Here is a 25,056-nt window from a genome sequence, read left to right as displayed (position 1 = left end):
CTCCCGAAAGGTCCGTGCATGGAAGATCGAATCGCAATCGCGCTACTCAAACAAGGCAAACTCAACGGTCTCGAAACGCTGGTCAATCGCTATCAGGCAAAGGCGGTGCATACCGCATACTTAATCACGCAAGAGCGCGCCTCGGCGGAGGATGCGGCGCAGTCGGCGTTCGTCAAAATCGCCGAACGCATCCATCAATTCGACGAAACGCGCCCCTTTCCCCCGTGGTTTTTCCGCATCGTCGTCCACGACGCGCTCAAACTCGCCAAGCGGATGAAACGCCACGCCTCGCTGGACGAACTGGATGAAGACGCTTCGGCTCTTTCCGCGCTGTTAGTTGATTCGGCTCCCCAGCCTGAGCCAACGCTGGAAGCGAAGCAGGCGCGCGAAAATATTTTGCAAGCCATCCAACGCCTGCCGCCCGAACAACGCGCCGTCATCGCGATGCGCTACTACCTCGACATGAGCGAAGCGGACATGTCCGCAAAGATGGATCGCCCGCTCAGTTCCATCAAATGGTGGCTGAGAGACGCGCGCAAACGCCTGAGTGAATTGATCGCCGACGACAGGAGATAATCATGGATCAGAAAAGCCTCCAAACCCTTTTACAGGATGCGTTGGAAAACAAAATCCCAGCTTCCGAAATTCGCCTGTGGCAGACCGTGAAAGCCCGCCTGGTTGAGAGCCATATCCAACAAGGAGCAAAAATGAACGCAATCAAATCGCGCCTCGCCTACGCCACCCTGGCGGTCATCGCCATGCTGACGCTCGCCTTCATCACCCCGCAGGGACGCGCCTTCGCGCAAAACATTTTCCAATTCTTCGCGCGCGCCGATCAAGACAGCTATCCGCTTCAAGACTGGCAGAAGACTCCGCCCGCGCCAACCTCGCCCGAGTCGCCTTTCAAATATTCAGTGCAAGAAGCGGAAGCGCTGGCGGGCTACGACGTTCTCAGCCCGATAGACGCGCCCGCTGGCATGCTATTTGTCGGCGCATCCTACGACGAGAAATATCACATCGTGGCGCAGGCGTTTGGTCCACGCGCGGAGTTTACCGAACTCTCGCTCTGGCAACAGCCGCTGGAATTTTACGCGCCCTGCGGCGACATCAGCCAACCATGCGAAACCATGCTGGGCGGCAACCTGGCTGGCAACAGCGCCGATATTCAAACCGCGCAGATCGGCGACCTGACAGGCGAGTACGTGGAAGGCGTTTGGGAATTGACCGACAGCGGTCCAGTCTGGAACCCAATCCCCTTTGCCAAGACATTGCGCTGGAAGAATGATGTCGCCATCTTTGAACTGGTCTACAACGGCATGAACCTCACCCGCGACGATCTTATCAAACTAGCGGAAGGGATTCGCTAGGGATAATAAACCGCGCCCAATTGTGAAACAACCGCCCCGAAGGCTTTTTCGATGCCAACCTTCGGGGCGGTTTTCCATATTGCCAATACAGTCTAATCATCAAGCCAACCGCTTGGATTCTATTTCGCCAGCAGAGTGAAATAAAATGTGGAGCCTTTGCCCAACTCGCTCTCCACCCAAATTCTGCCTTCATGCACCTCAATAATTCTCTTCACGAGGGCAAGCCCGATCCCTGTGCCGTCCGACGACGAATCGAGTTTATTGAACAAGCCGAAGACGCGCTCATGATATTCAGGCGCGATGCCGGTGCCGTTGTCTTTGACAAAGAAGATGGACTTGCCGTCCACTTCGCCGTATTGCCCGATCTCGATCTGCGGTTCGGGTTGCGCGCCCATGTATTTGGCGGCGTTATCCAGCAGGTTTTGTAAAACTTCGATCAGGCGCTGGCGATCTCCATGGATTGTGGGCAGGTCGGGTTGGATCCGAATCGTGACGCGTCTTGATTCCAATTGCCCGCGCGTGATCTCCAGCGCGTCTTTTACGATATCCGCAAAGGGAACATCTTCAGCCGCGTTCATCACTCGTCCGATGCGCGAAAGTTCGAGCAGTTCCGTGAGGAGCGCGTGCATTTTGTTGGTGGCGTCTTGAATGCGGCGGGTGTCCCGCATTAATCGCTTCAGGTTGCCGGAGCGCGCATCCTCTTCGATATAGCCGAGGTAGCCGTTGATCGTGACCAGCGGAGATTTGAGGTCGTGCGATACCGTATAGACGAAGCGCGTCAACTCCGCGTTTTTGCTTTCGAGTTCCGCGATCAAACGCGCCTGTTCGGCTTCTGCCTGCTTACGCTCGGTAATATCCATGGTCAACAACGTCAAGCCGACCACCTTCCCATCCGCAAAAATGGGGCTGACGTTGGTGGAATACCACGTCTGAGGACCGTGCGCGCCGGGTCCCTGCAATTCATAAGCCTCAGCCTTTTTATTTTCGATCACATTCCTGAACTTCCGCTTCACCATGCTCTGGGATTCCGGCGATATGAAATCATGGATACTTGAGCCTAGCACTTGTTCCAGGCTGTAGCCTTCCGCCGTGTGATTCATGAATTGCAGTTTCTCTTCGAGGTCGATCGTCATGATAATGATCTCGCGGTTTTCGACCAGCGAGCGGTATTTTTCTTCACTGGCAATGATGGCTTCCAGCGCTTGTTTGCGTTTGGTAATATCTTCCAGGGTGCCTTCGTAATACAGGATGTTTCCCCCGGCGTCGCGGACGGCTTGTATGTTCATGGAGATCCAGAACGTAGATCGATCTCTGCGATAATTGAGCATTTCAAAACCGGCAACCTGTTCGCCAGCCGCCAAGCGGCGAGCGAGTTCATCCCTCTGGCGCGGTTCCACAATCAATTGGGTTGCGATATCGGTGACCTCGCAGATCATCGCCTCCGGCGATTCGAACCCGTACATATTCGCCATTGCGGGGTTGATTTTGAGGAAGCGTTCCTCGGGCGAGCTTTGAAAAATACCGTCTATGGCATTCTCAAAAATGGCGCGGTACTTTTCTTCGCTTTCGCGCAAGGCAGATTCTGCTTGTCGGCGTTCTGTAACAATGCCCCCGGTCAACAACCCAGCCAGCGTGGAAGCAAGCAGGAAGAATTGCGCCTCCACAATGAGTTCTGGTTCGATCATCAAACCCGGCGCTAACACAAGAATGCCCGCGGTCATCACCAGAGACGCCCATGCCGCGCCAGTGATACCGCCGATCAGAGCCGCCCACAGAATGGGCAGGAGCGCCACGTACAAGCGCGATACTGATATGTCATCTTTTGTAGAGAAAGCGATCAGGATGGCGAACGGCATGCTTGCCAAAATCAACACTGCCTGGCTCTTGGTCCGGTAATCCGATAAGAACTCACGAGAAGTCCGTCCTTGCCGCCATAGGAGGATGACTATCGTCAGCGTAAGATAGGGAATGACATTGGAGATCCACCAGCCCGTTGCGATTGTGCCGAATGCTTCCCACGCGCTGAGCCCGGTCAGCACATAGACGGAGGCGGCGATCAGGCATTCGACCAGAACGGCAAAACACGAGACGAAGGAGAACCCCGCCACATCCCGCACGGTTTGCAGACGGATCGCGGCAGGGGAAAATTTTCTCAGCAGGGAAAGCGCAATGGCGGGCGAAACCATGGACGCAAGCCCGATGCCAATCACCGCGATGAGAGGAATGTCCGGGGAGTGAAGCGTAACCAGCACTGAAAAAACAGGGTTGATGAACGCCAACGGCAATGCCCGCCAGCCCAGTAAAAGGATTGCCGCCAGGTACAAACCAGCGGGAGGGTAACAGATGGCGAGTCCCGTTTGGAGGACAAATGCCCCGCTTGCCAAATCTAAAAATACGGCGAGCGCAGAGTACCCAATCACATACAGGATTTGTTTTCGATGCTTTTGGAGCCATTCCATTGCATATCTCGTGGGTCGGCAATGAGCGATCTTTTTCTGGGATACAATGCCGAGATGGACCAGCCGAGTTGTCCATTGATTTGATTAATGTATTGTACACGATACAGAGGCGCAGACCAGCCATTGTTAGACTTCGCCATTGCAAATATAATAGGCGTCTTGCAAAAGTCATTTTTGCCATAGAGAAAAGAGCGTTTCTACCTGCCTCGAAGGCGGCGCAGGTCAAGCGCCTTATGGACTGTGTGGTTGAGCAAGGGATCGAATAAGAAAATTCACCTTTGGAGTTGGTGTGATGAAACCGAATTTTGCGTGGTGGAAGCTGATTGCAGGCTACTTGTTGTTTGTCGTCTTCCATCAGATCTACGATATCTTGGGCGGCGGGACTCTCGCGGCGATCCTCGGCGAAGGCATCGAATCGGTCTACGCCCACATGAAGATGTATTTCTATGCCTATCTGGTTGTGAGCGTCATTGACTATTTCCTGCGCCGCAAGGATTTGAAACCCACTTTCTGGTATTCGCGCATGTTGATCGCCTCGTCTTTCCCGTGGATGTCCATTGTCATCTGGTTCATCCCCGATGCCTTGGGGATCAGTCTTGGTAGTTTTGAACTTCCCTACTCGCTGGCGCTAACTCTCGTTGGCTTGTTTTTCGCTTTTAGCCTGGATGACAATTTAGAAAATGTCGAATTTCGCCCCACAGCCAAAGCATTCGTTTGGATCGCTTTCGCCGCCGCGTTGATCACCTATATCGGCTTCTCATTCCACGTGCCCAATAATTTCTTCATTGTGGTGAAATAGAAATTAGACGCTCAGACTGATTACCTTACACTTTCAAAATCGGGACGCTGATTCACGCTGAAAACGCAGATGATTATTTTTGAATCAGCGAAAATCAGCGTTTTTCTGCGTCCCAAAAGCATTGTGTAAGGTAATCAAACGCTCAGAATCAAAGAGACAGTCGCTTTCGAAAGTGACTGTCTCTTTTTGTAAGCGATCACTGAACCACGATGCTAAAGGTAACGGTTCGAGCAGGCTCAGTGACATTCGGGTCAGGCGGATAACTGCCGAGGGTGATCTGCGTCTGCCCTGCGGAAGCGGCTTTGAAGGTCCACACATCCACGCCGCCAGAGCCGGGCATGACCGGTTCGTCTGCCGTGTATTCGGTGGAGACAAATTCCACTCCGCTGAGTTCGCCGACAATGTCCCAGTGATAGCCCGTGGATGGGTTTGAGTCAACGACAATGTGGAATACATCACCCGCCCGCACTTCGATGGGTTGAGCAGGGTCTGTGAGCGCGGGTCTGGTGTTGCCTGCCGGGTTTGGAGTTGGTGTTGGAGTTAGTGTGGAGCAACCTATCAGCAAACTTGCGAGCAATATTATAGCGAAAGTTTTTTTCATAAAAGCCTCTGGGCAGGAGTATAACGGGAATTCAGCGCGAAGCAATTGGAAAACTGCGAACTACTTCGTCATGTCTGCAATAATAAATTCCACATCCTCTCTCACGCCCATCATGGTCACAGACTTGCGCGTGCTCAGCCAGTTCATGCCAATGAAGTACAGACCTGAGTATTGCGTCACGCCGCGCTGTGTAATGGGGAAGCCGTCTTCGTCAACGACGGGCAGTTTCACCAGACTGTAATCAGAGGTATAGCCCATCGCCCAGATGATCGAATGGACATTCACGGCTTTCAGATCGAGTTCAGTGACGATCTCTGCCGCATACCCATCCTGCAACTCAGGCAGGGATTCCTGCGGAGCGTCAATGCTGTTCGCTTCGATATATTTATCGATCATCGCGGCGATATTTTTCTCGCCCTGATCCGATTTGGCAAGGTTTTCTTTCAGGTCAGGTTTCACCATCACCTTGCCGCCCTGCGCATCCGCGATGTGACCGAGCAGGGTCACGCCGTCGCGCGCAAATTGATGTAGATTCAGGCTGTGCCCGCCGTTCTTTCCAGTCACTTGTGGGTTTCCGCCCAGCCGCGCTTTGAGCGATGGAAGTTTGTCGGGGGTCTGATCGTTGAATTTGGTATCGCGCAGCCAGTGAAAAATCTCCTTACCGCGATACCGACGCGGCGCGCGCGGCGCGGAACCCGTGCAAAGAAACACCTTGCGTCCGCTTTGATACAGTTCCTCCGCGATCTGCATTCCCGATTGCGCCGAACCCACAACGAGAACCGCACCCTCGGGCAGTTGGCTCGGATTCCGATACTTCCCCGAATGGATCTGCAAAATGTCTGCTGAGATGTTTTTACTGAACGCGGGAATCTTCGGCTTTTGGAAGGAACCTGTGGCGATGACCACATTTTTCGCTTGATAAACTTCCGCTTCAGTCCTGACCTGATACCCGCCTCCGTCCATTGGGGCGACTTCCAACACCGACGTTTTAAACCGCACAGGCAAATCGAACTTCTGGATGTATCGCTCAAAATAAGCGACGATCTCGTCCTTTGGCAGAAACCCGTCTGGGTTATCGCCATCGTACTCCGCGCCAGGGAGTTGGATCGTCCAATTGGGGGTGACAAAGGTGAACGAGTCCCAACGGTCGTTGCGCCAGGCATTGCCCGCTTTTTCCGCCTGCTCGAAGACCACATGCTCGCGCCCCAGTTGTTTGAGGTGATAACTTGTGGCGAGCCCCGCCTGCCCGCCGCCGACGATGATCGTTTCGATGGTATCCATTTTTCCTCACTTCACTCGATGCGGAGTTAAGTCTTTGCCAAACTCTTCTTTCATCGTTATTTCGTAATCGGACCAGTTACCGATACACGTACCGCAAAATTTATTTTGCGATTTGTGCGGGCGCAAAGTGAACTTTGCGGCGCTAGCGTTTCAATGTTCGATGCTTCACCCGATGCGGGGTTAAATCATTGCCGTTTCGCTTTTGTCGAGATGGTATCGCAATTTGTTTCATCGTCTATTTTACGGATGATAAAATCAGTCGCATGGTAAGCCCATCATATCATTTTACGAGGTTTAAATGGCGTCGTTTCCCGATCAAGTGAGTGTCGTGACAGGCGCCGCCAGCGGTATTGGACGGGCGCTCGCCGTAGAACTGGCGCGATGCGGTTGTCACCTTGCCCTGGTGGATGTGAACGTGGACGGCTTGCGGAAGGTTGAGGAGGAGTTAAGCCTTCTGGGTCGGCGGGTGTCGGCGCATGTTGTGGATGTTTCCAACAGCGAGCAGATGCAGAACCTGCCTGCAGAAGTCTTGCGTGAGCATGATCGAGTGGACATGTTGATTAACAATGCGGGCGTGTCTCTGGCTGGTCCGTTCGAGAGCTTCTCGATGGCAGATCTGGATTGGATCGTCAATATCAATCTATGGGGCGTGATCCATGGTTGTAAGTTTTTCCTCCCGCTCTTTCGCCAGCGCGGCGCGGGACATATCGTCAACATTGCCAGCGACTTTGGACTGTTCGGGCTTCCGACGAAAACAGCCTATTGCGCCACGAAATTCGCCATTCGCGGATTCAGCGAAGCCTTGCGGGCGGAGTTGTACGGATCAGGCATCCATCTGACCTGTGTGTATCCAGGCGCGGTGGATACGGAGTTGATCCGCGCTTCGAGGACGCTCGAATCGCAAAAGCGCGATTTGGAAGCGGCGTTCGTCGCTCAACGGGGAACGCCAGCGGAAAAAGTGGCGCAAAAGATCATTCGCGGCATCCAGAAAAGGCGGGCGCGTGTGCTGATCGGGCGCGAGACATACGCCATAGATTTTATGATGCGCTTCTTCCCGAACCTGACGCAAACTTTAGTAGGGCGGTTTCATCGTCGCATTCCGTTTTTGTAATGAGGGCGCGGACTTTGCCGATGATTTCTTGTGCCGCAAAATTCATTTTGCGATTTGCGCGGGCGCAAAGTGAACTTTGCGGTACTAGCGTTTCAGCGTTCGATATTTCACGCGATGAGATGTTAAGTCTTTGCCGAATGTTTCCTGCATAGTCGTTTTGCAATTGGACCAGTTGCCGATAGACATCTTCGATAAGGGTTTGTACTTCAAGTATAATCGGTAGAAATGAAGACCACGCAGTATTTTCAATATACTCGTCAACGTCCTGATCGCGCCGTAATTCAGGACGAATGGATCGAGCGGGTTATCCGAAACCCACTGCGTGAAGAAATTCAATCCGACGGCAGAATTCGTCGTTGGGCGCGGATCGCAGAAATGGAAAACCGTGCGTTGCGGGTCATCCTGCTTGAGGACGGCGAAACTGTTCACAATGCGTTCTTCGACCGAAATTTCAAGGAGTAAGCCATGCGTATCAAATACTTTGAAGATACAGACACCACGCTGGTTGAGCTTTCCGCCAACCCGCCTGTGGAGACGCGCGAACTAAGCGAAAATATCTATCTGGATTTGGACGGCAACGGAAACGTGGTCAGCATCACGATTGAACATGCCAGCGCATCCAGCGACATGCGGGAGTTTCTTTATCAAAGAATACCAGCGGGAATGTCCGCGTGAGATAAACCGTCCCGAAGGTTGAGAGCCTTCGGGACGGTTTTTTTTGTGCCGCAAAATTTATTTTGCGATTTGCGCGGGCGCAAAGTGAACTTTGCGGTACTAGCGTTTCATCGTTCGATATTTGACTCGATGCGGGGTCAAATCTTTACCGAATTTTCAATCATCGTTCCTTTGTCTATTCATCGAGGACGGCAACCTTGGTTTGCGGGTCGAACTTTACCTTGACAGTTTTGGCGGTGCGGAAGTAGGCGTAGCGTGCGCGGGGAAGGTGTTCTTTTATACGGGTGGTAGCGGTTTCCCCCATATATGTTATTTCCAAATCGAAAGTGACATTTCTATAGGCTGTGTTATTCATGGTGTTGGGGGCGTCCACTTTGACGATGTTTGCCGTGACAGATTCGCCGCGTGATTTGGCGCGTTGCCGCATCCAGGCAGAGGACGCGCTGGCGGCGACCTGTAAGGCTATGGAGACGGCAAACAGTCCGATGATCAACAAGCCAAAGCCGCTGAATAAGGCTCCGCTCGTAAAGAGAGAACGGATCATCGTTTCTGGGTCTTTGAAATCAATTTGACCCGCTGGCAGGCTGGCGAACATGAGGCAAAAAGGAATCCACATGACCAGCAAGGCAAGAAAACCGAATGTTCTCAATATGTTTGGGAGCCTGTACATGGATACCTCCAGAGTGTAGCGAGCGCAATTTTTGATTGGGACACACCGAAATCAAGAATTTCGTACTTTTTGCCGCAAAATTTATTTTGCGATTTGCGCGGCGCAAAGTGAACTTTGCGGTACTAGCGCTTCACGTACCGCAAAATTTATTTTGCGATTTGCGCGAGCGCAAAGTGAACTTTGCGGTACTAGCGTTTCAACGTTCGATACTTCACTCGATGGGGAGTTAGGTCTTTCCCGAACTTTTCTTGCATGAATGCTTCGTAATCAGACCAATTCCCAATATACATTTTTGCAACGGAATCGCCTTCGAAGACGATGAGGTGGGTGCAGATGCGGTCGAGGAACCAGCGGTCATGACTCACGACTAAGGCAACGCCTGCGAATTCTTCGAGGGCTTCTTCGAGGGCGCGGAGGGTGTTGACATCCAAATCGTTGGTGGGTTCATCTAAGAGCAAAACATTCGCGCCTTCGGTGAGGGTCTTGGCTAAGTGGACGCGATTCCTTTCGCCACCTGATAACACGCCGACTTTCTTTTGCTGGTCTGTGCCTTGAAAGTTGAAGGAGGCGCAATAGGCGCGGGCGTTGATTTTTCGTTTACCGAGTTCGAGCGTGTCGGCGCCTTGCGAGATTTCTTCGTAGACGGTTTTATCGGCGTCGAGCGTGCGCGATTGATCGGCGTAGGCGAGTTTGACGGTCTCGCCGATTTTGATCGAGCCGCTGTCGGGAGTCTCTTTGCCTGTGATCATCTTCAGCAGAGTCGTCTTGCCCGCGCCGTTCGGACCCACTATCCCGACGATAGAGCCTGGGGGAACTGTAGCAGAAAACCCGTCGAGAATGAGGCGGTCATCGTAAGATTTACTCACGTTATCAAATTCAAAGACGACGTCACCGAGGCGCGGACCAGGCGGGATGTATATCTCCAAATTTTCGCGGCGCGCTTCGGCTTCCTGATCCAATAATTTTTCGTAGGCGTTGACGCGGGCTTGTCCCTTCGATTGACGCGCTTTGGGCGACATGCGAATCCATTCGAGTTCGCGTTCGAGAGTCTTCTGTCGTTTCGATTCGGATTTTTCTTCGAGGCGGACGCGCTCCTGTTTTTGTTCGAGCCACGAGGAATAATTTCCTTTGTACGGAATTCCGTAGCCGCGATCGAGTTCGAGGATCCAGCCCGCGACGTTGTCCAAAAAGTAGCGGTCGTGCGTGACGGCGATGACGGTGCCTTTGTAGTCGCGCAGGTGATGTTCGAGCCACGCCACCGATTCGGCGTCGAGGTGGTTGGTGGGTTCGTCGAGCAGGAGGATGTCGGGTTCGGTGAGCAGGAGTCGGGTGAGGGCGACGCGGCGCTTTTCTCCGCCCGATAAAATGTTGATGGGCGAGTCGCTCGGCGGACAGCGCAACGCGTCCATCGCAAGTTCGAGTCGGCTGTCGAGATTCCACGCGTCGTGTTTGTCGAGCGAGTCTTGCAGTTTGGCTTGTTCGGCGACGAGCGCGTCGAAGTCGGCATCGGGTTCGGCAAACTTGGCGTTGACTTCGTCGAAGCGGGCGAGCATTTCGACGATGGGGGCGACCGCTTCTTTCACGACCTCGATGACTGTTTTCGTTTCATCGAGTTTGGGTTCCTGCTCGAGCAGTCCGACGGTGTAGCCTTTGGATTGCGAGATTTCGCCGATGTAGTCATTGTCCACGCCTGCCATGATGCGCAATAACGTGGACTTGCCCGCGCCGTTGAGCCCCAGCACGCCGATCTTGGCGCCGTAGTAGAAGCCGAGCGAGATGTCGCGCAGGATTTGTTTGTTGGGAGGGACTATGCGTCCCACTTTGTTCATGGAGTAGATTACGAGGGATTCGTTTGACATGGGGTTCCAGAGATTAGATGATTAGAGATTGGAGATTAGTAAGGCGGGCGTATTGTATCAGATGGAATGAAGAATGAAGAATGAAGAATGAGGAATGATGAATTTTTCGCTTCGTTCTTAACTGGAGGTTGGCTCGGTTTCGAGGGGATTTGTGCTACGCTGTTAGCCGCACGGGGGCATCAGATATTTCGAGTAAAATAGAAAAAATGTTTGCTTGACAGTCACGCTATTTGTGGCGATAATAGAGGCATATCCCCCAGTAGTAGTTTCGACGAACCTGGTGCGAGACCGCCTCACGGCGGTCTCTGTGTTTAAGGGCATATGAAAACAAACATCTACATTGACGGCTTCAACCTATACTATGGCTGTATCAAGGACACATCCTATCATTGGCTGGATGTGTCGAAAATGTGCGGTCTATTGCTCCCAAATGATCGAATCCACAAAATCAAATATTTCACAGCGCTCGTTTCCGCCCGCCCCAATGACCCTGACCAGCCTGTGCGCCAACAACTTTTCCTACGCGCCCTGCAAACCATCCCAAACCTTGAAATCATTCTTGGAACATTTTTATCTCACGAAGTAAAAATGCCGCTCTCGCCCATCGGAAGCGGCTATGCCAAAGTTATGAAGACGGAGGAAAAGGGTTCGGATGTCAATATTGCCACACATTTGTTGGTGGATGGTTTTAGAAACGATTACGAACTGGCGGTAGTGGTCTCGAATGATTCAGACTTACTCCTGCCGATTCAGGTCGTCACACAGCAATTCAATAAGCCTGTTGGTTTGCTCAACCCTCAAAAGCATACGAGTGTGGCGTTATTACCGCATGTTCAATTCGTCAAGAAAATTCGAGGAACGGTTCTCAAGAACAGTCTGTTCCCAGATGTGTTGAGTGATAAAGACGGACAATTCTCAAAGCCTGCGGGTTGGTAGGTCTTTATTTTCTTTCAATGAACTTGCCAAGACGGTAATAGTCATATGAACGATACGTATCTTCGCGATGGAAGAGCTCCAATCCCTTTGAAAGACATCACTTCAAAGGCTATGAGCGCTAATAAAGCAAAAAATACAACACCTGAAATCACATTACGAAAGTTGCTTTCACATGAAGGTATAAGAGGCTATAGATTAAACTGGAGAAAAGCGCCAGGAAGCCCTGATATTGCTTTTCCAAGCAAAAAGATCGCCGTTTTTATAAACGGATGCTTTTGGCACAGATGTCCATATTGCAAACCACGCCTCCCTAAAACCCACAGAAATTTTTGGGAACAAAAATTTGCCAAAAACAAAAGTAGAGATAAAGAGAAGGTCGCAACGTTACGCAAAGATGGTTGGAGAGTATTGACTATCTGGGAATGTCAAATTAAAAAGCACCCTAATCAATCGGTTGCAAAGGTCAAGAAAGTATTGTCAGTAAATTGAGGAATAGATGACTGATTTCACTGTAATAGATTTCTTCTGTGGTGCTGGTGGTTTTTCAGAAGGATTTAGGCAACAAGGTTTCAAGATAGTTGCAGGCATCGATAGTTGGAAGCCTGCAATTGACACTTTTAATTTCAATTTTGGTTTAGCTTGTGAAATGCAAAATATATTAGAGTTTGCAACTTCCATCAAACGAATCGAAGAACTGCCTGATACTGACATAATCTTAGGAAGCCCGCCGTGTGTTAGTTTTTCTTCATCGAACAAATCAGGCAAAGCTGATAAATCCCTAGGACTCAAACTTACAAAAATTTTTTTACGGATTGTCGCAGTAAAAAAATACAAACCAAAGTCCAGATTAAAAGCTTGGTTCATGGAAAATGTAACTAATTCAAAAGTACATCTTCCTAGAGAATATTCGTTTGAACAGTTAGGACTAAGCAGTTGGGCTATAGAACATAACTATGACCCCAAATCAATCGCTGTTTCCCTTGAAAACAACCGTTCGGTGCTAAACGCAGCTAATTATGGAGCGCCTCAATCACGAGTTAGAGTATTTTCAGGTGAAATCATTAAAGCAAAGAAGCATATAGCTCCCGCTTCTACTCACCAACCACCTGACCAGAACGAATCTTTGCCAAAGCACATAACACTAGAATTCATCAGAAAAAAACTACCAAGTCCAATCTCGCCAAAATCTGATAATCTAATAACTGACCCTTTATACCCAAATATCAAGATCAAAACATCAGAGCTGACCGATCAATTTTACGATACTGGTTTGTACAAGGCTGATTGGGAAGGTTCAAAGTTTCTAAAAACAAATCATCCCTATATGGGCTTTATGTTCTTTCCCGAGCGAGAAGATCGCCCGAGCAGAACAGTTACGGCTACCAAGATTGGAAATTCTCGTGAAGCAATAGTTCTTCGTTCCGAAGGCAATAGGATTGGAGACGGCGAATACAGAACCCTCACAGTTAGGGAAGCCGCTACTTTGATGGGGTTTCCTATAACCTATCAATTCATCGGTTCTGAAGGAAACAAATGGAAATTAGTAGGAAATGCAGTTTGTCCGCCGATAAGTAGAGCTTTTGCCAAAGAAGTTCGAAAAGAATATAAACTAGGAGAGTTCACAGAATACTTTCCTGTAAAGCCATTAGATACTGTACCAAATCTGAATGCGTTTCACAGAAAAGTATTCGATAACCCGCCGAAGAAAAAAAAGGGCACAAGATTCAGAAGACATCCATTCAAAGACGGAAATCTTACGGTTACTCTATCGAATTATGATATTGAAGAAAAAACCAGCGACAAATTAAAGTGGCGCACTTCTGTTCAATATGGAACAGGCGAAGGTTTTCCTGTACAGAAGTTTTCGGATGGCAATTTCAAAAAGCTGGAAAAGATCATTATTGGCTTCGAGAACGGGACAGAGTTTATTGAAATGATAAACAATGGCTTTTCAAACAAAATCGCTGACGCCGAAAAATTGCAGTCGATGTATGAGAATCAAAAAAATCAAGGGAAATATCTTAATCCAGTCGAGTTGGTTGACGCAGTTGGCGAGATCATCAATTCATTTGAGCTAGAATCGCCAAATTATGAACAAAAAAGCAATTACCCTTTAATCTATAAAAAGATTGTGCCCAAAAAACAACTTATGGCTTTGTATGCAATTAAAAAAATCTGCTCTGTCGCAAATGGAGACAAAAAATGAACAAAGAAACTCGCATTCGAAAAATACAAGAAATTATTGACAGAGAAAAGGATAACCCTTTCGGGCGTCAAGAGATTCCCTGGCAGGATGATTTAGTGCCAATGAATGTTTACAAAATTCCTTTAGATTTATTGGTCTACAATAAATACAATGGTAGGATTTTAAGCAGAACCAAATCTCTTGAAACACAAGGTCGCAAAATTGATGAGACTACACCTAAAGGAGATGAAATTATTGCAGATCTCCTTTGGAATTCTAGAGAGGACAGAAACAAAAAAACTCTCAAAAGTATCTCTGATTTTGGGCAAGAAAAAGTTGGGATCATTACAAAGGATGGAATAATCATTGACGGCAACAGGCGAGTTATGTTGCTCAAAAAATCAGGAAAATACGATTACTTCAAGGCAGTAGTATTACCAGTAACCTTAGAAGAAAACCCAATTGAAATCGAAGAACTTGAAACAAGATATCAATTAGGTGAAGATGAAAAACTTGGTTACAATGCGACTGAAAAATATCTAAAGGCAAAAGAATTATATTTGCGTCTTACAAGCCAAAAAGAAATAGATTTGAAAAATCTTGACGATGGTGCAATAACAAAGATCTCTGATTGGATGGGGAAAATCCAGGAGAAATAGGGAAATACCTTAGAACCATGGCTGTTATGGATGAATATCTGGAGTACTTAGAGTACGATGGGATATATACTCAGCTTGATGATAGAGAAGACCAATTTTTGTTTCTCACTAAATGGTTAAACGGTTTTTATGGTGCAGAAAGCAAAAAAGCATTTGACGGTTATCAAAATGAAGATGTTGACGACTTAAAGGCGATAGCCTTTGATTATTTAAGAATTAGAAATCACTATGACGGAAAAGAGTTCAGAATTTTAGCAGATGGCAATAGCGAGAATCATTTTTTTGGAGATAAAGATATATGGCGGAGCTTTAGCAAAAAGCATTTTGAGACATTCCGTCGACTTCCTAAAGAAACCCCGATTGACTACAATTCAAATAACCTGAAAAAACACCTAGACAGTAGAGACAATGATTTTTTTGAAAGTTCGAAGTTTGACGCAGACGAAAGTAAATTTTTAGACAATCTCAATGAGCATAAAGATCGGATAAAAGACAATCAGGCTGCCGATCAGCCAGAAAAATTAGTAAGAAAAGCAACTTCGACTTTTGAAGCTATCAGAACTGGACATCCATCTTTCGCTAAGCCAGATGTTCAAAAACTGGTTAAATTGCTTGGAGAAAAAGTTTTTTCATCTTTGATGGATAAGTCACCCTCACGAGTGCTTTCTCATGTTATTGAGCTGTTGGAGTCGATTAATGTTGAGGAAATACCAGAAACAGAACTTGACGAAGTTGTTTCTAAAACCAAGAAGATACAGCAATTAAGTTATCAGATCAATAAGAATTTGTGACAATGAATATATCCATTGATGTAAATCTGCACTCGTTCATATTAAAAAGACGAGCGTCCGAATTGCTTGAAAACAAGAGATTGAAAATCTCTTTTTCAAGACTTCAGTATTCTGTCGATGCTGATGATTTGCTGATTCCTTATCAAAAAGAAACCCAGATACAAACTTTGCAGGAAATATTAAGAATCCTGACCAAGTTTGATTATGATGCAACATTATCTAGTGGTGCGGAAAAGGAAGTCGAAAATTACAACAGAGAAGAGCGATCGTTTGCAGACTTTGCCAGCGCGGCAAGGTCTATACGTAATGATGAATTTGATGAAACCCCAGACCTAGTTAAGAAATTTGACAACTTTCAAAGAACGCTTAAAAGCAGATTGGCAAGATCATTGTATCCTTTGCAGCTACTTTCAGCTTTTCACATGGCTTTTGCCCAAAATGTCTGCAACTTCTCGGTTCCAGGATCTGGTAAAACATCAATAGTATACGGAGCATATGCCTATTTAAATAGTCTCCCCCATGAAGACCCCAAGTATGTTGACAAACTTCTTGTAATCGGTCCTATATCATCTTTTGCGCCTTGGGAGAATGAATATATTGACTGTTTTGGCAAAGTTGTGAATTCTTTTCGAATATCTGGGAATAACGAGGTAACGAGGGATGGCAAGTTGGAGCATTTATATTCTTCAAAGCCTTCTGAACTCACTTTAATATTTCATGGTGGTGTGGATAATTACCTATCAGATATTATTGACTTTCTGAAAAGAAACAAAACAATGGTAATAGTGGATGAGGCGCATAGGATAAAAAATCCAGAAGGCGTCTGGGGACAAAGTGTCACAGAAATATCTAAACATGCAGTATCGAGAATAGTCCTGACAGGGACACCTGTCCCGAATGGCTATCAGGACATTTACAACTTATATAAATTTATTTACCCATTCAGATTCAAAGAGATTCTCCAATTTCATTACCAAAATCTAGAGGACATGACCAAAAATAGTTTGCCAAAAAGCGCTAGGGTGCAAAGACTGAAAGAAAATATATCTCCTTTCTTCATTCGTATCAAAAAAAAGGATTTAAATCTTCCTCCAATTCATGAAAAAATAATACCCGTCAACATGAACGTGATACAAAGAGAAATTTATGATTTTATAGAGTCGGAGTATATTCCTTCGTTTCAAAAAGATAACTCGGCGACAGCGAAGGATGTTCTTAATAGAGCAAGGCTTATACGGCTACGGCAAGCATCTACAAACCCCTCATTACTGTTTAGACCTCTACAAGAATCTCTGGAAGAATTTGACCCAGACTATAAGATCACACAAGATGCAGATGAGTATATTGGCGATTCTGAATTCATTGAAAAGGTAAAAAATTACCCTGTCCGCGAAACACCAGAAAAGTTCTTAGAAATCCTTCAACTCATTAATTCGGACATTCTTCCCAGAGGAGAAAAGGTCATCGTTTGGACGATTTTTGTTCAGAACGCAGAAGAACTTCAACTTTACTTGGAAAAAAATAAAATAACATCACGTCTTCTTATTGGGAAAATTGAACAAGCGCAGAGAGAGGTGACAATTGAAAAATTCAACAATCCTGACAATCTTGAGTTTCAAGTCGTCATCGCCAATCCCTTTTCGGTAGCTGAGTCTATTTCGTTGCACAGAGGGTGCCACAACGCTATATATCTTGAAAGAGATTATAACTGCTCCAACTTTTTGCAGTCAAAAGATAGAATTCATAGGGTTGGATTATCTGAAACCCAAGAAACAAATTACTATTATTTCATTTCAAAAAATTCTATTGACGAAGTAATTGACAACCGCTTACGCTTGAAGATAGAAAGAATGGAAGAGATTATCAATGACGAGATTCCTTTGTTCAACAGGATAGACAACGACGATGACACAGACATCATAAAAGACCTGATTGTCAATTATGCTAAAAGAACTTAAGCGTTACGATAATCTTGGCACACCATCTTATTTTTTCCAGCTACTAAAAGCCCTTAATGAAAACTCAGGGGCGGAGTGGAAATTAGATGATGTTAATCATTTGTTTTACAACAGAATCGTTGATGATAGGAAAATTTTTGATGGTTGCGTAGAACTGGCAATAAAAATCAACCTGCTATTTTTTCAAGACGGCTACTTATTCATTGACAAGAAACTCTCCGACTCATTAGAGAGCGAAACACAAATGAAGGATAGGTTTGTTGAATACCTGTTCAAGGCGCTCGTCGATGATGATGACTTTCATCAGATATTCAACTCTAAATATTTATCTTACGATATTATTTACAAATCATTTCAAATAAGTAATAGCGCATTTGGTTTTAAGTTCTCAAACTTCAAACAGTTGCTGATTGATTTTGATGTAATTAGATATCATCCTGCGCCAGAAATTAAACATTTCATAATTAATTCTCGGTTTAGAAAAATATTTGATAAAGCTGTCCTTCCTGAAATCAAAAGAAGAAAAATTGGGGTAGACGAGCTTGAAAGAGCAATGGAAGAGCAACAAGTATATGGAGAAGAAGCAGAGAAATTTGTTTTGGCATTTGAGGGAAAAAGATTGAATGGAAAAGACCGCATAGAATGGGTTGCTGAATATGTAGCAAATGAAGGCTATGATATTGCTTCATACAACAATAATTTCGATACTGAACATAATAGATTCATTGAAGTGAAATCGTATGCTGGCGATAAGCCGTATTTCTATTGGTCGAGAAATGAATTTTTGGTTGCCAAAAGAAGACGCGATAGTTATTGGTTGTATCTAGTTAATCGAGACAAGGTCGGCAACGATGAGTATGTTCCTCTAATGTTACAAGATCCTTATGAAAATGTTTTGAATGGCAGTCAATGGATTGTAGAGGTTAACAAATATAAAATAGAGTGGTCTGAGTGAAACGATATTTTCATCAAGTCCAATCCAAACGGGGGAGGGAAGGGAGGGAGAGACCTTTCCCCGATTGTGGTGATTGTTCGGCGTGTTGAGCGACCTATCCCCCCGCCCTTCCCAAATGGGAAGGGGGCTGGTTGCGTGAGGGCTGTGAAGATTTTCCAAAGGAAGGGGCTGGTCGGTTGATGATTGTGACGGCTTTCCAAGGATAGTTTTGTTTGAGGACGTCTGGGCTTCTCCCCTTTGTTCTAAAGCATTCATTTGACGTATTGCCAATTTGACACTACAATACGGGCATGCGATTCGAATGGGACGAAAATAAGCGGCTGATCAACATTCGCAAACATGGCATTGACTTTGCCGACGTCCCTTCGATATTCGAACTCGATACCGTCACTGTCATTGACGAGCGCTTTGAATATGGCGAAACGCGCTATCAAACGCTTGGGTTGCTAAAGACCCGCATCATTATGGTTGTCCACACCGAATCTGAAACGGTTATCCGTATCATCTCCGCCCGAAAGGCAAACAAATATGAAGAAGAAACCTACTTCAACGAAATCTCAAACTGATTTTGTTCGTCTCGACAAAATGAAGGACGAAGACATTGATTATTCCGACGCGCCAGCGATTACGCCTGAAATGTTTGCAAAGTCCATTGTGCGGCGCGGTCTAAAGCCGCGCACAAAAACGCAACTGACCTTGCGTGTGGATAGCGATGTATTGGAATGGTACAAAAAGCAGGGACGCGGCTATCAAACAAAAATCAATCTATTATTGCGCGCATACATGCAAGAACATCAGAGATAGTTATTTGAGTGCGTGCCAGCATTTTCCTATTCTCGTGCATGCATCGTAATAGACCTTTCCCCAAATGCGGCGATTGACGACTTTCCAAGTCAATGTTTTGTTTCAAGTTGGTATTAGCTTCTCCCCCTTGGGGGAGACGGGAGAGGGGTTAAAATGACAACATTGTGCCAGTCAAAAACATCATCCCAGGTCAACGCGTCACAAAAGAAAAACTTCAACGCGACCCCTCTGTCCCTCGGACATCTCCCCATTTTCAAAGAGCGAAAATAGGGAGAGCCGCCGCGAGATGACGCCTGCCGAGAAACCGCGAAGCGTGTGGCACGAAGTCCGCGCGAAGAAGTTGGGGATTCGGTTTAGGAGGCAACAAGTCATCGCGGGATTCATTGTTGATTTTTACTGTCACAAGGCGGCGTTGGTTGTGGAGGTGGATGGGGATATACATGACCTGCAACAAGAGGAAGATGCCAGGCGGGAGAAAGTGTTGACTGAGATGGGGTTGAGGATTGTCAGATTCGGGAATGATGAGGTGATGAGGAGTTTGTCCGCGGTGGTGGGGAGAATCAGAGAGTTGTAGGGCGATTGCATCTAAATTGAGGTAAAAAAGGGCTATCTTGAAGGAGGTAGCCATGACAAAGAAGCCATTGGAGGCGATCGCCGAGCATTTTAGCAAAGTGAGCGATCCGCGGGTGGATCGAACGAAGGAACATAAACTCATAGATTTGATCAGCATCGCCATATGTGCGGTGATCTGTGGAGCGGAAGGCTGGACGGACATTGAGCATTTTGGGAATAGCAAGATAGTCTGGCTGAGCACGTTTCTTGAATTGCCGAATGGTATCCCGTCGCATGACACTTTTGGTCGGGTCTTCTCGAAGTTGGATGCCCAACAGTTCCAGTTGGCGTTTTACGAATGGGTCTGGGCAGTCAATGAGATCATCCCAGGGCAAATCATCAATATTGATGGGAAGCGTTTGGGTGGCTCGCAGGATCGGCTACTGGGCAAACGAGCCATTTATATGGTCAGCGCTTGGGCGGAAGAAAACGAGATTGTTCTGGGACAGCGTAAAGTGGACGAAAAGTCGAACGAGATCACCGCCATCCCCGAATTACTCAAGATTCTGGCGCTTGCAGGCTGTATTGTGACCATAGATGCCATAGGAACCCAAACCAATATTGCCCAAACCATCGTCGCAGCTCAGGCAGATTATGTTTTGAGTGTGAAAGAGAACCAGGGGCGTCTGTTTGAAGATATTTCGGTCGTGTTTGCGGTCGATCAGCCCACAACTTCAAATATGCTTCCCTGGACTATGACAAGACAGCGAATAAGGGACATGGGCGCATAGAAATTCGAGAATGCTGGAGTACCTCTGATCCTGCCTATCTAAACTTGATTCGTAACAAAGAAAACTGGCTGGTCTGCAAAGCATTGTCATGCTCGTGTGCACGCGGAACGTGGCTGGCAAGGAAACCAAAACAGTACGCTACTATATCTCCAGCCTGCCCAGTCACCCGAAACGATTGTTACATCTGGTGCGCAGACACTGGGCGATTGAAAATGAACTGCACTGGGTCTTGGATGTGGCTTTGCGGGAAGACCATAGTCGTGTGCGTAAAGATCAAGCTCCTGAAAACTTCGCCGTCCTTCGCCACATTGCGCTCAATCTGCTCAAACAGGAGAAAACCGCCAAAGGCGGTATGCATGCCAAGCAACTCCAAGCCGCTTGGAACCAGGATTACCTCCTCAAAGTCCTCGCCTCACCGATTTAGATGCGATTGCCCTACAGAGAGTTGGCTTTGGCAGGAAATTTTCGTGGTAACATCTCATTGAAATGATTGTACATCCTCCACGTCACCTTGTATGGAGCACGGACACGATTGATTTAAGTGATCCGTTCCAGAAACGCTGGCTGTTGCGTCAGACCTTGATGCGCGGGCGGGCGGAGGATGTCCGCGCACTGGATTTGGAAGAAATCAGGCGGGAACTTGACCAGTTGAATTTGCCAAAAGAGATCGAAAGCCTATGGCGGCGGTTCCTGGAGTATCTAGATGCCAGAGACAATTAAGGGTTTCGGAACGCTAACTCCTCTCCAATTGGACTGGGCGGTTAAATTATTGGATAAATCAACGAAGAAGTAGACGTGGTTGCCGCCGCGAGATGACTCCTGCCGAGAAACCGCGAAGCGTGTGGCAGGAAGTACGCGCGAAGAAGTTGGGAGTTCGGTTTAGACGGCAACAAGACATCGCGGGGTTCATCGTGGACTTTTACTGTCACAAGGCGGCGTTGGTCGTTGAAGTTGATGGGGATGTCCACGATTTGCAGAAGGAGGAGGATGAGAGGCGGGAGAAAGTTTTACACGAGATGAGGTTGGGGATTGTCAGATTCGAGAATGATGAGGTGGTGAAGAGTCTGTCCGCGGTGGTGAACAAAATAAAAGCAATGATTTCGTCAGAGAGTTAATCCATGCCAAGGAAATCCAAGAGAAGTCTACAAGATGTCGTTGGAAAAGAAACCTACGATGTGTGGGTGGACATGCTCCGTGAACTTGTACCGAACGGGCGGACACATCGTCTTTCGGTCGTTGTCGCGGGGATGTTGGAATACGCTGTGGATAAGTCCATGCAGATCAAACACAGGAACGAAAAAGAGCACTCGGTTGCTATGTCATTGATTGACGCAACTGATACAAGCGATCCTGATTCCATCAAAGAATTAATCCATGATGTTGTGGATCGGTTGTTCAAGGATGCGGGTGTGGAATATAAGAGAGTCAGCAAACGCGGCGAGCATTACAGTATTGCCGATGAAATCTACAATGAATTTTCAGGCTGGTACGATTATCCGTGGGATTAAGGCGTTTGTTTTGGGAATGATGAGGTGGTGAGGACGCGGAGCGGTCCGCGGTGGTGGGGAGGATAAAGCCATTTCTGACGAAACCAACATGATTTCCAACCTTGTAAACGGGTAAAATATGGACTGGCATAAGCAAAGGAGTCCAAGATGGAAATTCGACATTACAAATTTGACCGTATTACCCTTGACCCTGAAGTCTGCTTTGGGAAGCCGTGCATTCGCGGGATGCGGATGCCTGTCGCTTCGGTGTTGGGCTATCTGAGTTCGGGGATGGGGATCAAAGATATTCTCAAATCGTGGCCCGAACTGGAAACCGATGATATTTATCAGGCATTGGCATATGCTTCGTGGGCAATGGAGGAGAGTGTATTGCCCGTGCCTGGGTCGGTGGCGGGATGAACTTTCTGCTCAACATGAACGTCAATCGTGACATGGCCGCGCCGTTACAACAGCGCGGTCATGTTTGTCGTCATGCGGGCGATATAGGGATGTCGCGTTCAAAGGATGTTGAGATCGTTGCAGAAGCCAAAAAGACAGGCGAGACCATACTGACACATGATTTGGATTATGGAAATCTGCTGGCTTTTTCTGGCGAAAGCGCGCCCTTGGTGCTCATTTTGCGGGTACGAGATTTACGCACAGATGAGATTATGTCTCGTTTTGACATTGCCTGGAGTGAAATTGAATCTCCGTTGAACGAAGGCGCAATCGTTTCTCTTTCCGATAAAAGTCTACGGATAAGAAACCTGCCCATTGAGCTTGAATAGTCAAAGAACTCCGCCGCGAGATGACGCCTGCCGAGAAGATTCTGTGGCAGGAAGTCCGCGCGAAGAAGTTGGGAGTTCGATTTAGACAGCAACAGGTTATTGCGGGATTCATCGTTGATTTCTAAAGAATGCTAACTCTGGCTGGCATATATCAAATCTTTTTCGGTACGATGTGGCCATAGTTAATCGCGAAGTGTTTCGAAAGGTCGGCACACTGATCAACATCGGCACGTACGATTCCCAATCATCGACATAGCCTTCGCCTTTTATCAACCAGTTTACGGACACACCCTCTCCCCCTCCTGCGGGACATACAAAGCGATCTCATCCTCAGGGAAGGACTCTTCAAGCCGATAGTTGCACAGAATCGGGCGCATGATGCCGCGCACCCAGGCGTTGTTCTCCTCTGAGAACGCGCGGCGGCGGGCAAGGATCTTGAACGTCAGCGGGTCAACGACGATCAGGTCGAAGCGCTGGGATTCCATCTCTTCCTTGAAGTGAGCGAGGAATTCCTCGTTGTTCGACATCGCCATTTCCATCAGTTCTTCACGCTCGTATTCAGGGACAAGGGTCACATCCTGCAACATTCCCATTGAGATGAGATGCCGTTGCGTGATGAAGAGAATCTCGCCGCCGTCCGCATTGACCTCGTCCACGTGGGACTGCAAACTTTGCAAGACCGCGTCGGTTCGGGAGGGGTCGTAGGTTTTGAAGGCGATGCTCGATTGAGTCAAAAACAGGATGGGGATGACAATGACTGACATTGCGTTGCCCCAAGGTAGCGGAATGAATTCCGCAGTCCGTGTTTCCGCAGTCCGTGTTTCAGGCGTGTACCGAGCAAAGACCAAATACGAAAACACGATCAATAGCATGGTGAAATACGCGTCGAGGTTGTGCAGGTCCGCGCCGCCGCCGATCTTGAGGCTGACGATCAGACCGCCGACGAACAACGCGAGCAACGCGGCAACGATGAAAAATATTCGCACGGGATGCCAGTCCGCGCGGCGGGAGCGGAATTGAGCGTACAGCACGATCCACATTGGGAGGGAGACAAAAATTGCGGCGGGCAAAATGCCGAACGCGTAGGATTCATTCGGTAACAAGCGATACCACAACAAAGGCGACGATAAACTGGTGAAAAAATCTTCGGGGTTGGGGATGCCCGAAAAGGCGATGTAGATCTGCATCGAAGCGAACGCGGTTAGAGTCCCAACGAAAAACCATGAAGCGGGTTTGAAAATATATCGCCAGAAATTTTTTCCGTTGAACGGCACTTCCAACAAATACAACACGGCGGCGATCATGCCTGGCACCACGTACCAGTTGACGCGACTCGTCCCAGCCCAGAGAGAAGCCAAAAGAACGGCGAACCAAGCCCGCGTCGAGGAATGAGGCGAGAATATCCAGAGGAGAATCAGCACGGGGATTGCCAAATGCAAATAGATGGGTCCCATCAACACAAAGAGAATCATCCACATGCCTGCAAAAATTTTCACGCCGCGATTCTGAATCGAGAGGCGCGAGAGCAACGCGGGCGCGATCAATCCCGCGAGCGCGAGTCGCAAAAACGTTTGCCAGAAACGATGCGCCCACAACGGCGCGTCGAATAAATACGGCGGCGCGAGCAACGCGTGCAATGTTGGATGAAGGATCGGCAATGCAAATTGTTCGCCGAAAATTTTGCGCGAGAGAAACAGCGACGGATAATAATAGCGGCTCGTCTCCGACCAGCCCATCGAAAACGGATACGCGGTGATGGATGAAATGTTGGCGAGAAGCAAAAGCAAAACCGATTGACACAACATGAACACGATCAGCGCGATTGACCAATCGATTTCTTTGCGAAAAATTTTTACGCCCCACATGCCCGCGAGCGCGCACATCCAAAAGACGAGCAGTCGCACCCACGCCTCGCCGCCGAGAATTTGTTGAAAAAAAGAATTTGCGATGACAAGCGGGAAGCCCGCCAATGCGACGACGATGATAACGATGCCAAACTTTTTTTGGATGAAACCCAACGCTTCGACTCGACCCCATAGCTGGTCGCCCGCTTTCGTGAAACTGACTCCCAGCCCCAACAGCGCCAGCAACGCGAGAATCGCAAGCGCGGCGATCCCCGCCTGCCATGAGGTTTGTGTTGAAAGATTTACATCCAACTTCGCGGCGAGATTAATGAGATTCCAAATCGAAAGGAGAGGAAGCGCGGCGGTGATGATGAGGATCACGCGCCAGAATGTTGAACGGGAGGGAGGGGTGATGAGGTTCATAAATTCTTGGGCATGTCACCCTGAGCGTTAGCGAAGGGTCTCCAAGATTATCGTGGAGATT

The 25,056-nt window shown here is 47.8% G+C and carries 28 protein-coding genes and 1 pseudogene; 23 read left to right on the top strand and 6 right to left on the bottom strand.

Features of this window, described 5'->3' with window-relative positions; all coding sequences use genetic code 11:
* The first annotated feature begins 18 nt into the window (after positions 1-18).
* Positions 19-576, top strand: coding sequence for an RNA polymerase sigma factor (locus IPM31_06895; protein ID MBK9006707.1), 558 nt, complete (start codon positions 19-21; stop codon positions 574-576).
* 2 nt (positions 577-578) lie between these two features.
* On the top strand, positions 579-1,367 hold the full coding sequence (locus tag IPM31_06890) for a hypothetical protein (GenBank protein ID MBK9006706.1): 789 nt from the start codon (positions 579-581) through the stop codon (positions 1,365-1,367).
* A gap of 119 nt (positions 1,368-1,486) precedes the next feature.
* Here the strand turns inward: IPM31_06890 and IPM31_06885 are convergent, their stop codons facing one another.
* Positions 1,487-3,826 carry a PAS domain S-box protein gene (locus IPM31_06885; GenBank protein ID MBK9006705.1) on the bottom strand — a complete coding sequence of 780 codons (2,340 nt, stop codon included), beginning with the start codon at positions 3,824-3,826 and terminating at the stop codon, positions 1,487-1,489.
* Between the two features lie 292 nt (positions 3,827-4,118).
* Between IPM31_06885 and IPM31_06880 the strand changes: the two genes are divergently transcribed.
* Positions 4,119-4,625, top strand: coding sequence for a hypothetical protein (locus tag IPM31_06880; protein ID MBK9006704.1), 507 nt, complete (start codon positions 4,119-4,121; stop codon positions 4,623-4,625).
* Positions 4,626-4,821: 196 nt separating this feature from the next.
* Here the strand turns inward: IPM31_06880 and IPM31_06875 are convergent, their stop codons facing one another.
* Both IPM31_06875 and IPM31_06870 read right to left on the bottom strand, forming a co-directional pair.
* Positions 4,822-5,226, bottom strand: coding sequence for a protease inhibitor I42 family protein (locus tag IPM31_06875; protein MBK9006703.1), 405 nt, complete (start codon positions 5,224-5,226; stop codon positions 4,822-4,824).
* A gap of 60 nt (positions 5,227-5,286) precedes the next feature.
* On the bottom strand, positions 5,287-6,507 hold the full coding sequence (locus IPM31_06870; protein ID MBK9006702.1) for an NAD(P)-binding domain-containing protein: 1,221 nt from the start codon (positions 6,505-6,507) through the stop codon (positions 5,287-5,289).
* A 298-nt stretch (positions 6,508-6,805) separates the two neighbouring features.
* On the opposite strand from IPM31_06870, the gene IPM31_06865 reads away from it, so the two are divergent.
* The 3 genes from IPM31_06865 (at position 6,806) to IPM31_06855 (ending at position 8,293) form a co-directional block, all read left to right on the top strand.
* Positions 6,806-7,618 (top strand): SDR family oxidoreductase, encoded by an 813-nt coding sequence (locus IPM31_06865; GenBank protein MBK9006701.1) that lies wholly within the window; start codon positions 6,806-6,808, stop codon positions 7,616-7,618.
* Positions 7,619-7,843: 225 nt separating this feature from the next.
* Positions 7,844-8,080: a hypothetical protein gene (locus IPM31_06860; GenBank protein MBK9006700.1), complete on the top strand. Its 237-nt coding sequence runs from the start codon at positions 7,844-7,846 to the stop codon at positions 8,078-8,080.
* A gap of 3 nt (positions 8,081-8,083) precedes the next feature.
* Positions 8,084-8,293: a DUF2283 domain-containing protein gene (locus IPM31_06855; protein MBK9006699.1), complete on the top strand. Its 210-nt coding sequence runs from the start codon at positions 8,084-8,086 to the stop codon at positions 8,291-8,293.
* A gap of 175 nt (positions 8,294-8,468) precedes the next feature.
* Here IPM31_06855 and IPM31_06850 read toward each other — a convergent pair whose 3' ends face one another.
* Both IPM31_06850 and ettA read right to left on the bottom strand, forming a co-directional pair.
* Positions 8,469-8,963, bottom strand: a complete 495-nt coding sequence (locus IPM31_06850) for a hypothetical protein (protein ID MBK9006698.1) — start codon at positions 8,961-8,963, stop codon at positions 8,469-8,471.
* Positions 8,964-9,151: 188 nt separating this feature from the next.
* Complete coding sequence (ettA, locus tag IPM31_06845; protein ID MBK9006697.1) at positions 9,152-10,822, bottom strand: energy-dependent translational throttle protein EttA; 1,671 nt, start codon at positions 10,820-10,822, stop codon at positions 9,152-9,154.
* Positions 10,823-11,143: 321 nt separating this feature from the next.
* Here ettA and IPM31_06840 point away from each other — a divergent pair, with 321 nt between their 5' ends.
* The 17 genes and pseudogenes from IPM31_06840 (at position 11,144) to IPM31_06760 (ending at position 22,853) form a co-directional block, all read left to right on the top strand.
* Positions 11,144-11,758 (top strand): NYN domain-containing protein, encoded by a 615-nt coding sequence (locus IPM31_06840; GenBank protein MBK9006696.1) that lies wholly within the window; start codon positions 11,144-11,146, stop codon positions 11,756-11,758.
* 45 nt (positions 11,759-11,803) lie between these two features.
* Positions 11,804-12,247, top strand: a complete 444-nt coding sequence (locus IPM31_06835) for a very short patch repair endonuclease (protein MBK9006695.1) — start codon at positions 11,804-11,806, stop codon at positions 12,245-12,247.
* 7 nt (positions 12,248-12,254) lie between these two features.
* The gene (gene dcm / locus IPM31_06830; protein ID MBK9006694.1) at positions 12,255-13,964 is read left to right on the top strand and encodes a DNA (cytosine-5-)-methyltransferase; all 1,710 of its coding nucleotides are present in this window, start codon (positions 12,255-12,257) and stop codon (positions 13,962-13,964) included.
* Positions 13,961-14,602 carry a hypothetical protein gene (locus IPM31_06825; GenBank protein ID MBK9006693.1) on the top strand — a complete coding sequence of 214 codons (642 nt, stop codon included), beginning with the start codon at positions 13,961-13,963 and terminating at the stop codon, positions 14,600-14,602. The genes dcm and IPM31_06825 overlap by 4 nt, the downstream gene beginning before the upstream one ends.
* Positions 14,575-15,393, top strand: a complete 819-nt coding sequence (locus tag IPM31_06820; protein ID MBK9006692.1) for a hypothetical protein — start codon at positions 14,575-14,577, stop codon at positions 15,391-15,393. Before IPM31_06825 ends, IPM31_06820 begins: the two co-directional genes overlap by 28 nt.
* Positions 15,394-15,395: 2 nt before the next feature.
* Entirely contained in the window at positions 15,396-17,351 is a 1,956-nt protein-coding gene (locus IPM31_06815) for a DEAD/DEAH box helicase (protein MBK9006691.1), read from the top strand.
* Positions 17,335-18,306, top strand: a complete 972-nt coding sequence (locus tag IPM31_06810; GenBank protein ID MBK9006690.1) for a DUF3883 domain-containing protein — start codon at positions 17,335-17,337, stop codon at positions 18,304-18,306. The genes IPM31_06815 and IPM31_06810 overlap by 17 nt, the downstream gene beginning before the upstream one ends.
* Before the next feature lie 290 nt (positions 18,307-18,596).
* Positions 18,597-18,872, top strand: coding sequence for a BrnT family toxin (locus tag IPM31_06805; protein MBK9006689.1), 276 nt, complete (start codon positions 18,597-18,599; stop codon positions 18,870-18,872).
* Entirely contained in the window at positions 18,835-19,110 is a 276-nt protein-coding gene (locus tag IPM31_06800; GenBank protein ID MBK9006688.1) for a BrnA antitoxin family protein, read from the top strand. The genes IPM31_06805 and IPM31_06800 overlap by 38 nt, the downstream gene beginning before the upstream one ends.
* A gap of 286 nt (positions 19,111-19,396) precedes the next feature.
* Complete coding sequence (locus tag IPM31_06795; protein ID MBK9006687.1) at positions 19,397-19,684, top strand: DUF559 domain-containing protein; 288 nt, start codon at positions 19,397-19,399, stop codon at positions 19,682-19,684.
* 52 nt (positions 19,685-19,736) lie between these two features.
* Positions 19,737-20,877: pseudogene (locus tag IPM31_06790) on the top strand (ISAs1 family transposase).
* A gap of 62 nt (positions 20,878-20,939) precedes the next feature.
* Complete coding sequence (locus IPM31_06785) at positions 20,940-21,173, top strand: hypothetical protein (protein ID MBK9006686.1); 234 nt, start codon at positions 20,940-20,942, stop codon at positions 21,171-21,173.
* Between the two features lie 92 nt (positions 21,174-21,265).
* Complete coding sequence (locus tag IPM31_06780) at positions 21,266-21,568, top strand: DUF559 domain-containing protein (protein ID MBK9006685.1); 303 nt, start codon at positions 21,266-21,268, stop codon at positions 21,566-21,568.
* A gap of 3 nt (positions 21,569-21,571) precedes the next feature.
* On the top strand, positions 21,572-21,961 hold the full coding sequence (locus IPM31_06775; GenBank protein MBK9006684.1) for a hypothetical protein: 390 nt from the start codon (positions 21,572-21,574) through the stop codon (positions 21,959-21,961).
* 147 nt (positions 21,962-22,108) lie between these two features.
* Positions 22,109-22,360, top strand: a complete 252-nt coding sequence (locus IPM31_06770) for a DUF433 domain-containing protein (protein MBK9006683.1) — start codon at positions 22,109-22,111, stop codon at positions 22,358-22,360.
* Positions 22,357-22,728: a DUF5615 family PIN-like protein gene (locus IPM31_06765; GenBank protein ID MBK9006682.1), complete on the top strand. Its 372-nt coding sequence runs from the start codon at positions 22,357-22,359 to the stop codon at positions 22,726-22,728. Before IPM31_06770 ends, IPM31_06765 begins: the two co-directional genes overlap by 4 nt.
* Positions 22,729-22,748: 20 nt before the next feature.
* Entirely contained in the window at positions 22,749-22,853 is a 105-nt protein-coding gene (locus IPM31_06760; protein MBK9006681.1) for a DUF559 domain-containing protein, read from the top strand.
* A 153-nt stretch (positions 22,854-23,006) separates the two neighbouring features.
* Here IPM31_06760 and IPM31_06755 read toward each other — a convergent pair whose 3' ends face one another.
* Positions 23,007-24,995: a hypothetical protein gene (locus tag IPM31_06755; GenBank protein MBK9006680.1), complete on the bottom strand. Its 1,989-nt coding sequence runs from the start codon at positions 24,993-24,995 to the stop codon at positions 23,007-23,009.
* Between the last annotated feature and the right edge of the window lie 61 nt (positions 24,996-25,056).

The sequence above is a fragment of the Candidatus Defluviilinea gracilis genome, assembly GCA_016716235.1.
Lineage (GTDB): Bacteria > Chloroflexota > Anaerolineae > Anaerolineales > Villigracilaceae > Defluviilinea > Defluviilinea gracilis.
The sequence above is the reverse complement of the archived record's forward strand: the minus strand, read 5'-3'. Positions and strand labels throughout refer to the sequence as shown.

Bases quoted from the DNA above. Each gene is read 5' to 3' on its own strand.
- IPM31_06775 (MBK9006684.1), top strand. From the start codon at position 21,572: ATGCCAAGGAAATCCAAGAGAAGTCTACAAGATGTCGTTGGAAAAGAA.
- IPM31_06875 (MBK9006703.1), bottom strand. From the start codon at position 5,226: ATGAAAAAAACTTTCGCTATAATATTGCTCGCAAGTTTGCTGATAGGT.
- IPM31_06870 (MBK9006702.1), bottom strand. From the start codon at position 6,507: ATGGATACCATCGAAACGATCATCGTCGGCGGCGGGCAGGCGGGGCTC.
- IPM31_06835 (MBK9006695.1), top strand. From the start codon at position 11,804: ATGAACGATACGTATCTTCGCGATGGAAGAGCTCCAATCCCTTTGAAA.
- IPM31_06865 (MBK9006701.1), top strand. From the start codon at position 6,806: ATGGCGTCGTTTCCCGATCAAGTGAGTGTCGTGACAGGCGCCGCCAGC.
- IPM31_06860 (MBK9006700.1), top strand. From the start codon at position 7,844: ATGAAGACCACGCAGTATTTTCAATATACTCGTCAACGTCCTGATCGC.
- dcm (MBK9006694.1), top strand. From the start codon at position 12,255: ATGACTGATTTCACTGTAATAGATTTCTTCTGTGGTGCTGGTGGTTTT.
- ettA (MBK9006697.1), bottom strand. From the start codon at position 10,822: ATGTCAAACGAATCCCTCGTAATCTACTCCATGAACAAAGTGGGACGC.
- IPM31_06890 (MBK9006706.1), top strand. From the start codon at position 579: ATGGATCAGAAAAGCCTCCAAACCCTTTTACAGGATGCGTTGGAAAAC.
- IPM31_06825 (MBK9006693.1), top strand. From the start codon at position 13,961: ATGAACAAAGAAACTCGCATTCGAAAAATACAAGAAATTATTGACAGA.
- IPM31_06840 (MBK9006696.1), top strand. From the start codon at position 11,144: ATGAAAACAAACATCTACATTGACGGCTTCAACCTATACTATGGCTGT.
- IPM31_06785 (MBK9006686.1), top strand. From the start codon at position 20,940: ATGATTGTACATCCTCCACGTCACCTTGTATGGAGCACGGACACGATT.
- IPM31_06895 (MBK9006707.1), top strand. From the start codon at position 19: ATGGAAGATCGAATCGCAATCGCGCTACTCAAACAAGGCAAACTCAAC.
- IPM31_06855 (MBK9006699.1), top strand. From the start codon at position 8,084: ATGCGTATCAAATACTTTGAAGATACAGACACCACGCTGGTTGAGCTT.
- IPM31_06795 (MBK9006687.1), top strand. From the start codon at position 19,397: ATGACGCCTGCCGAGAAACCGCGAAGCGTGTGGCACGAAGTCCGCGCG.
- IPM31_06880 (MBK9006704.1), top strand. From the start codon at position 4,119: ATGAAACCGAATTTTGCGTGGTGGAAGCTGATTGCAGGCTACTTGTTG.
- IPM31_06850 (MBK9006698.1), bottom strand. From the start codon at position 8,963: ATGTACAGGCTCCCAAACATATTGAGAACATTCGGTTTTCTTGCCTTG.
- IPM31_06810 (MBK9006690.1), top strand. From the start codon at position 17,335: ATGCTAAAAGAACTTAAGCGTTACGATAATCTTGGCACACCATCTTAT.
- IPM31_06805 (MBK9006689.1), top strand. From the start codon at position 18,597: ATGCGATTCGAATGGGACGAAAATAAGCGGCTGATCAACATTCGCAAA.
- IPM31_06800 (MBK9006688.1), top strand. From the start codon at position 18,835: ATGAAGAAGAAACCTACTTCAACGAAATCTCAAACTGATTTTGTTCGT.
- IPM31_06780 (MBK9006685.1), top strand. From the start codon at position 21,266: ATGACTCCTGCCGAGAAACCGCGAAGCGTGTGGCAGGAAGTACGCGCG.
- IPM31_06770 (MBK9006683.1), top strand. From the start codon at position 22,109: ATGGAAATTCGACATTACAAATTTGACCGTATTACCCTTGACCCTGAA.
- IPM31_06815 (MBK9006691.1), top strand. From the start codon at position 15,396: ATGAATATATCCATTGATGTAAATCTGCACTCGTTCATATTAAAAAGA.
- IPM31_06765 (MBK9006682.1), top strand. From the start codon at position 22,357: ATGAACTTTCTGCTCAACATGAACGTCAATCGTGACATGGCCGCGCCG.
- IPM31_06755 (MBK9006680.1), bottom strand. From the start codon at position 24,995: ATGAACCTCATCACCCCTCCCTCCCGTTCAACATTCTGGCGCGTGATC.
- IPM31_06760 (MBK9006681.1), top strand. From the start codon at position 22,749: ATGACGCCTGCCGAGAAGATTCTGTGGCAGGAAGTCCGCGCGAAGAAG.
- IPM31_06885 (MBK9006705.1), bottom strand. From the start codon at position 3,826: ATGGAATGGCTCCAAAAGCATCGAAAACAAATCCTGTATGTGATTGGG.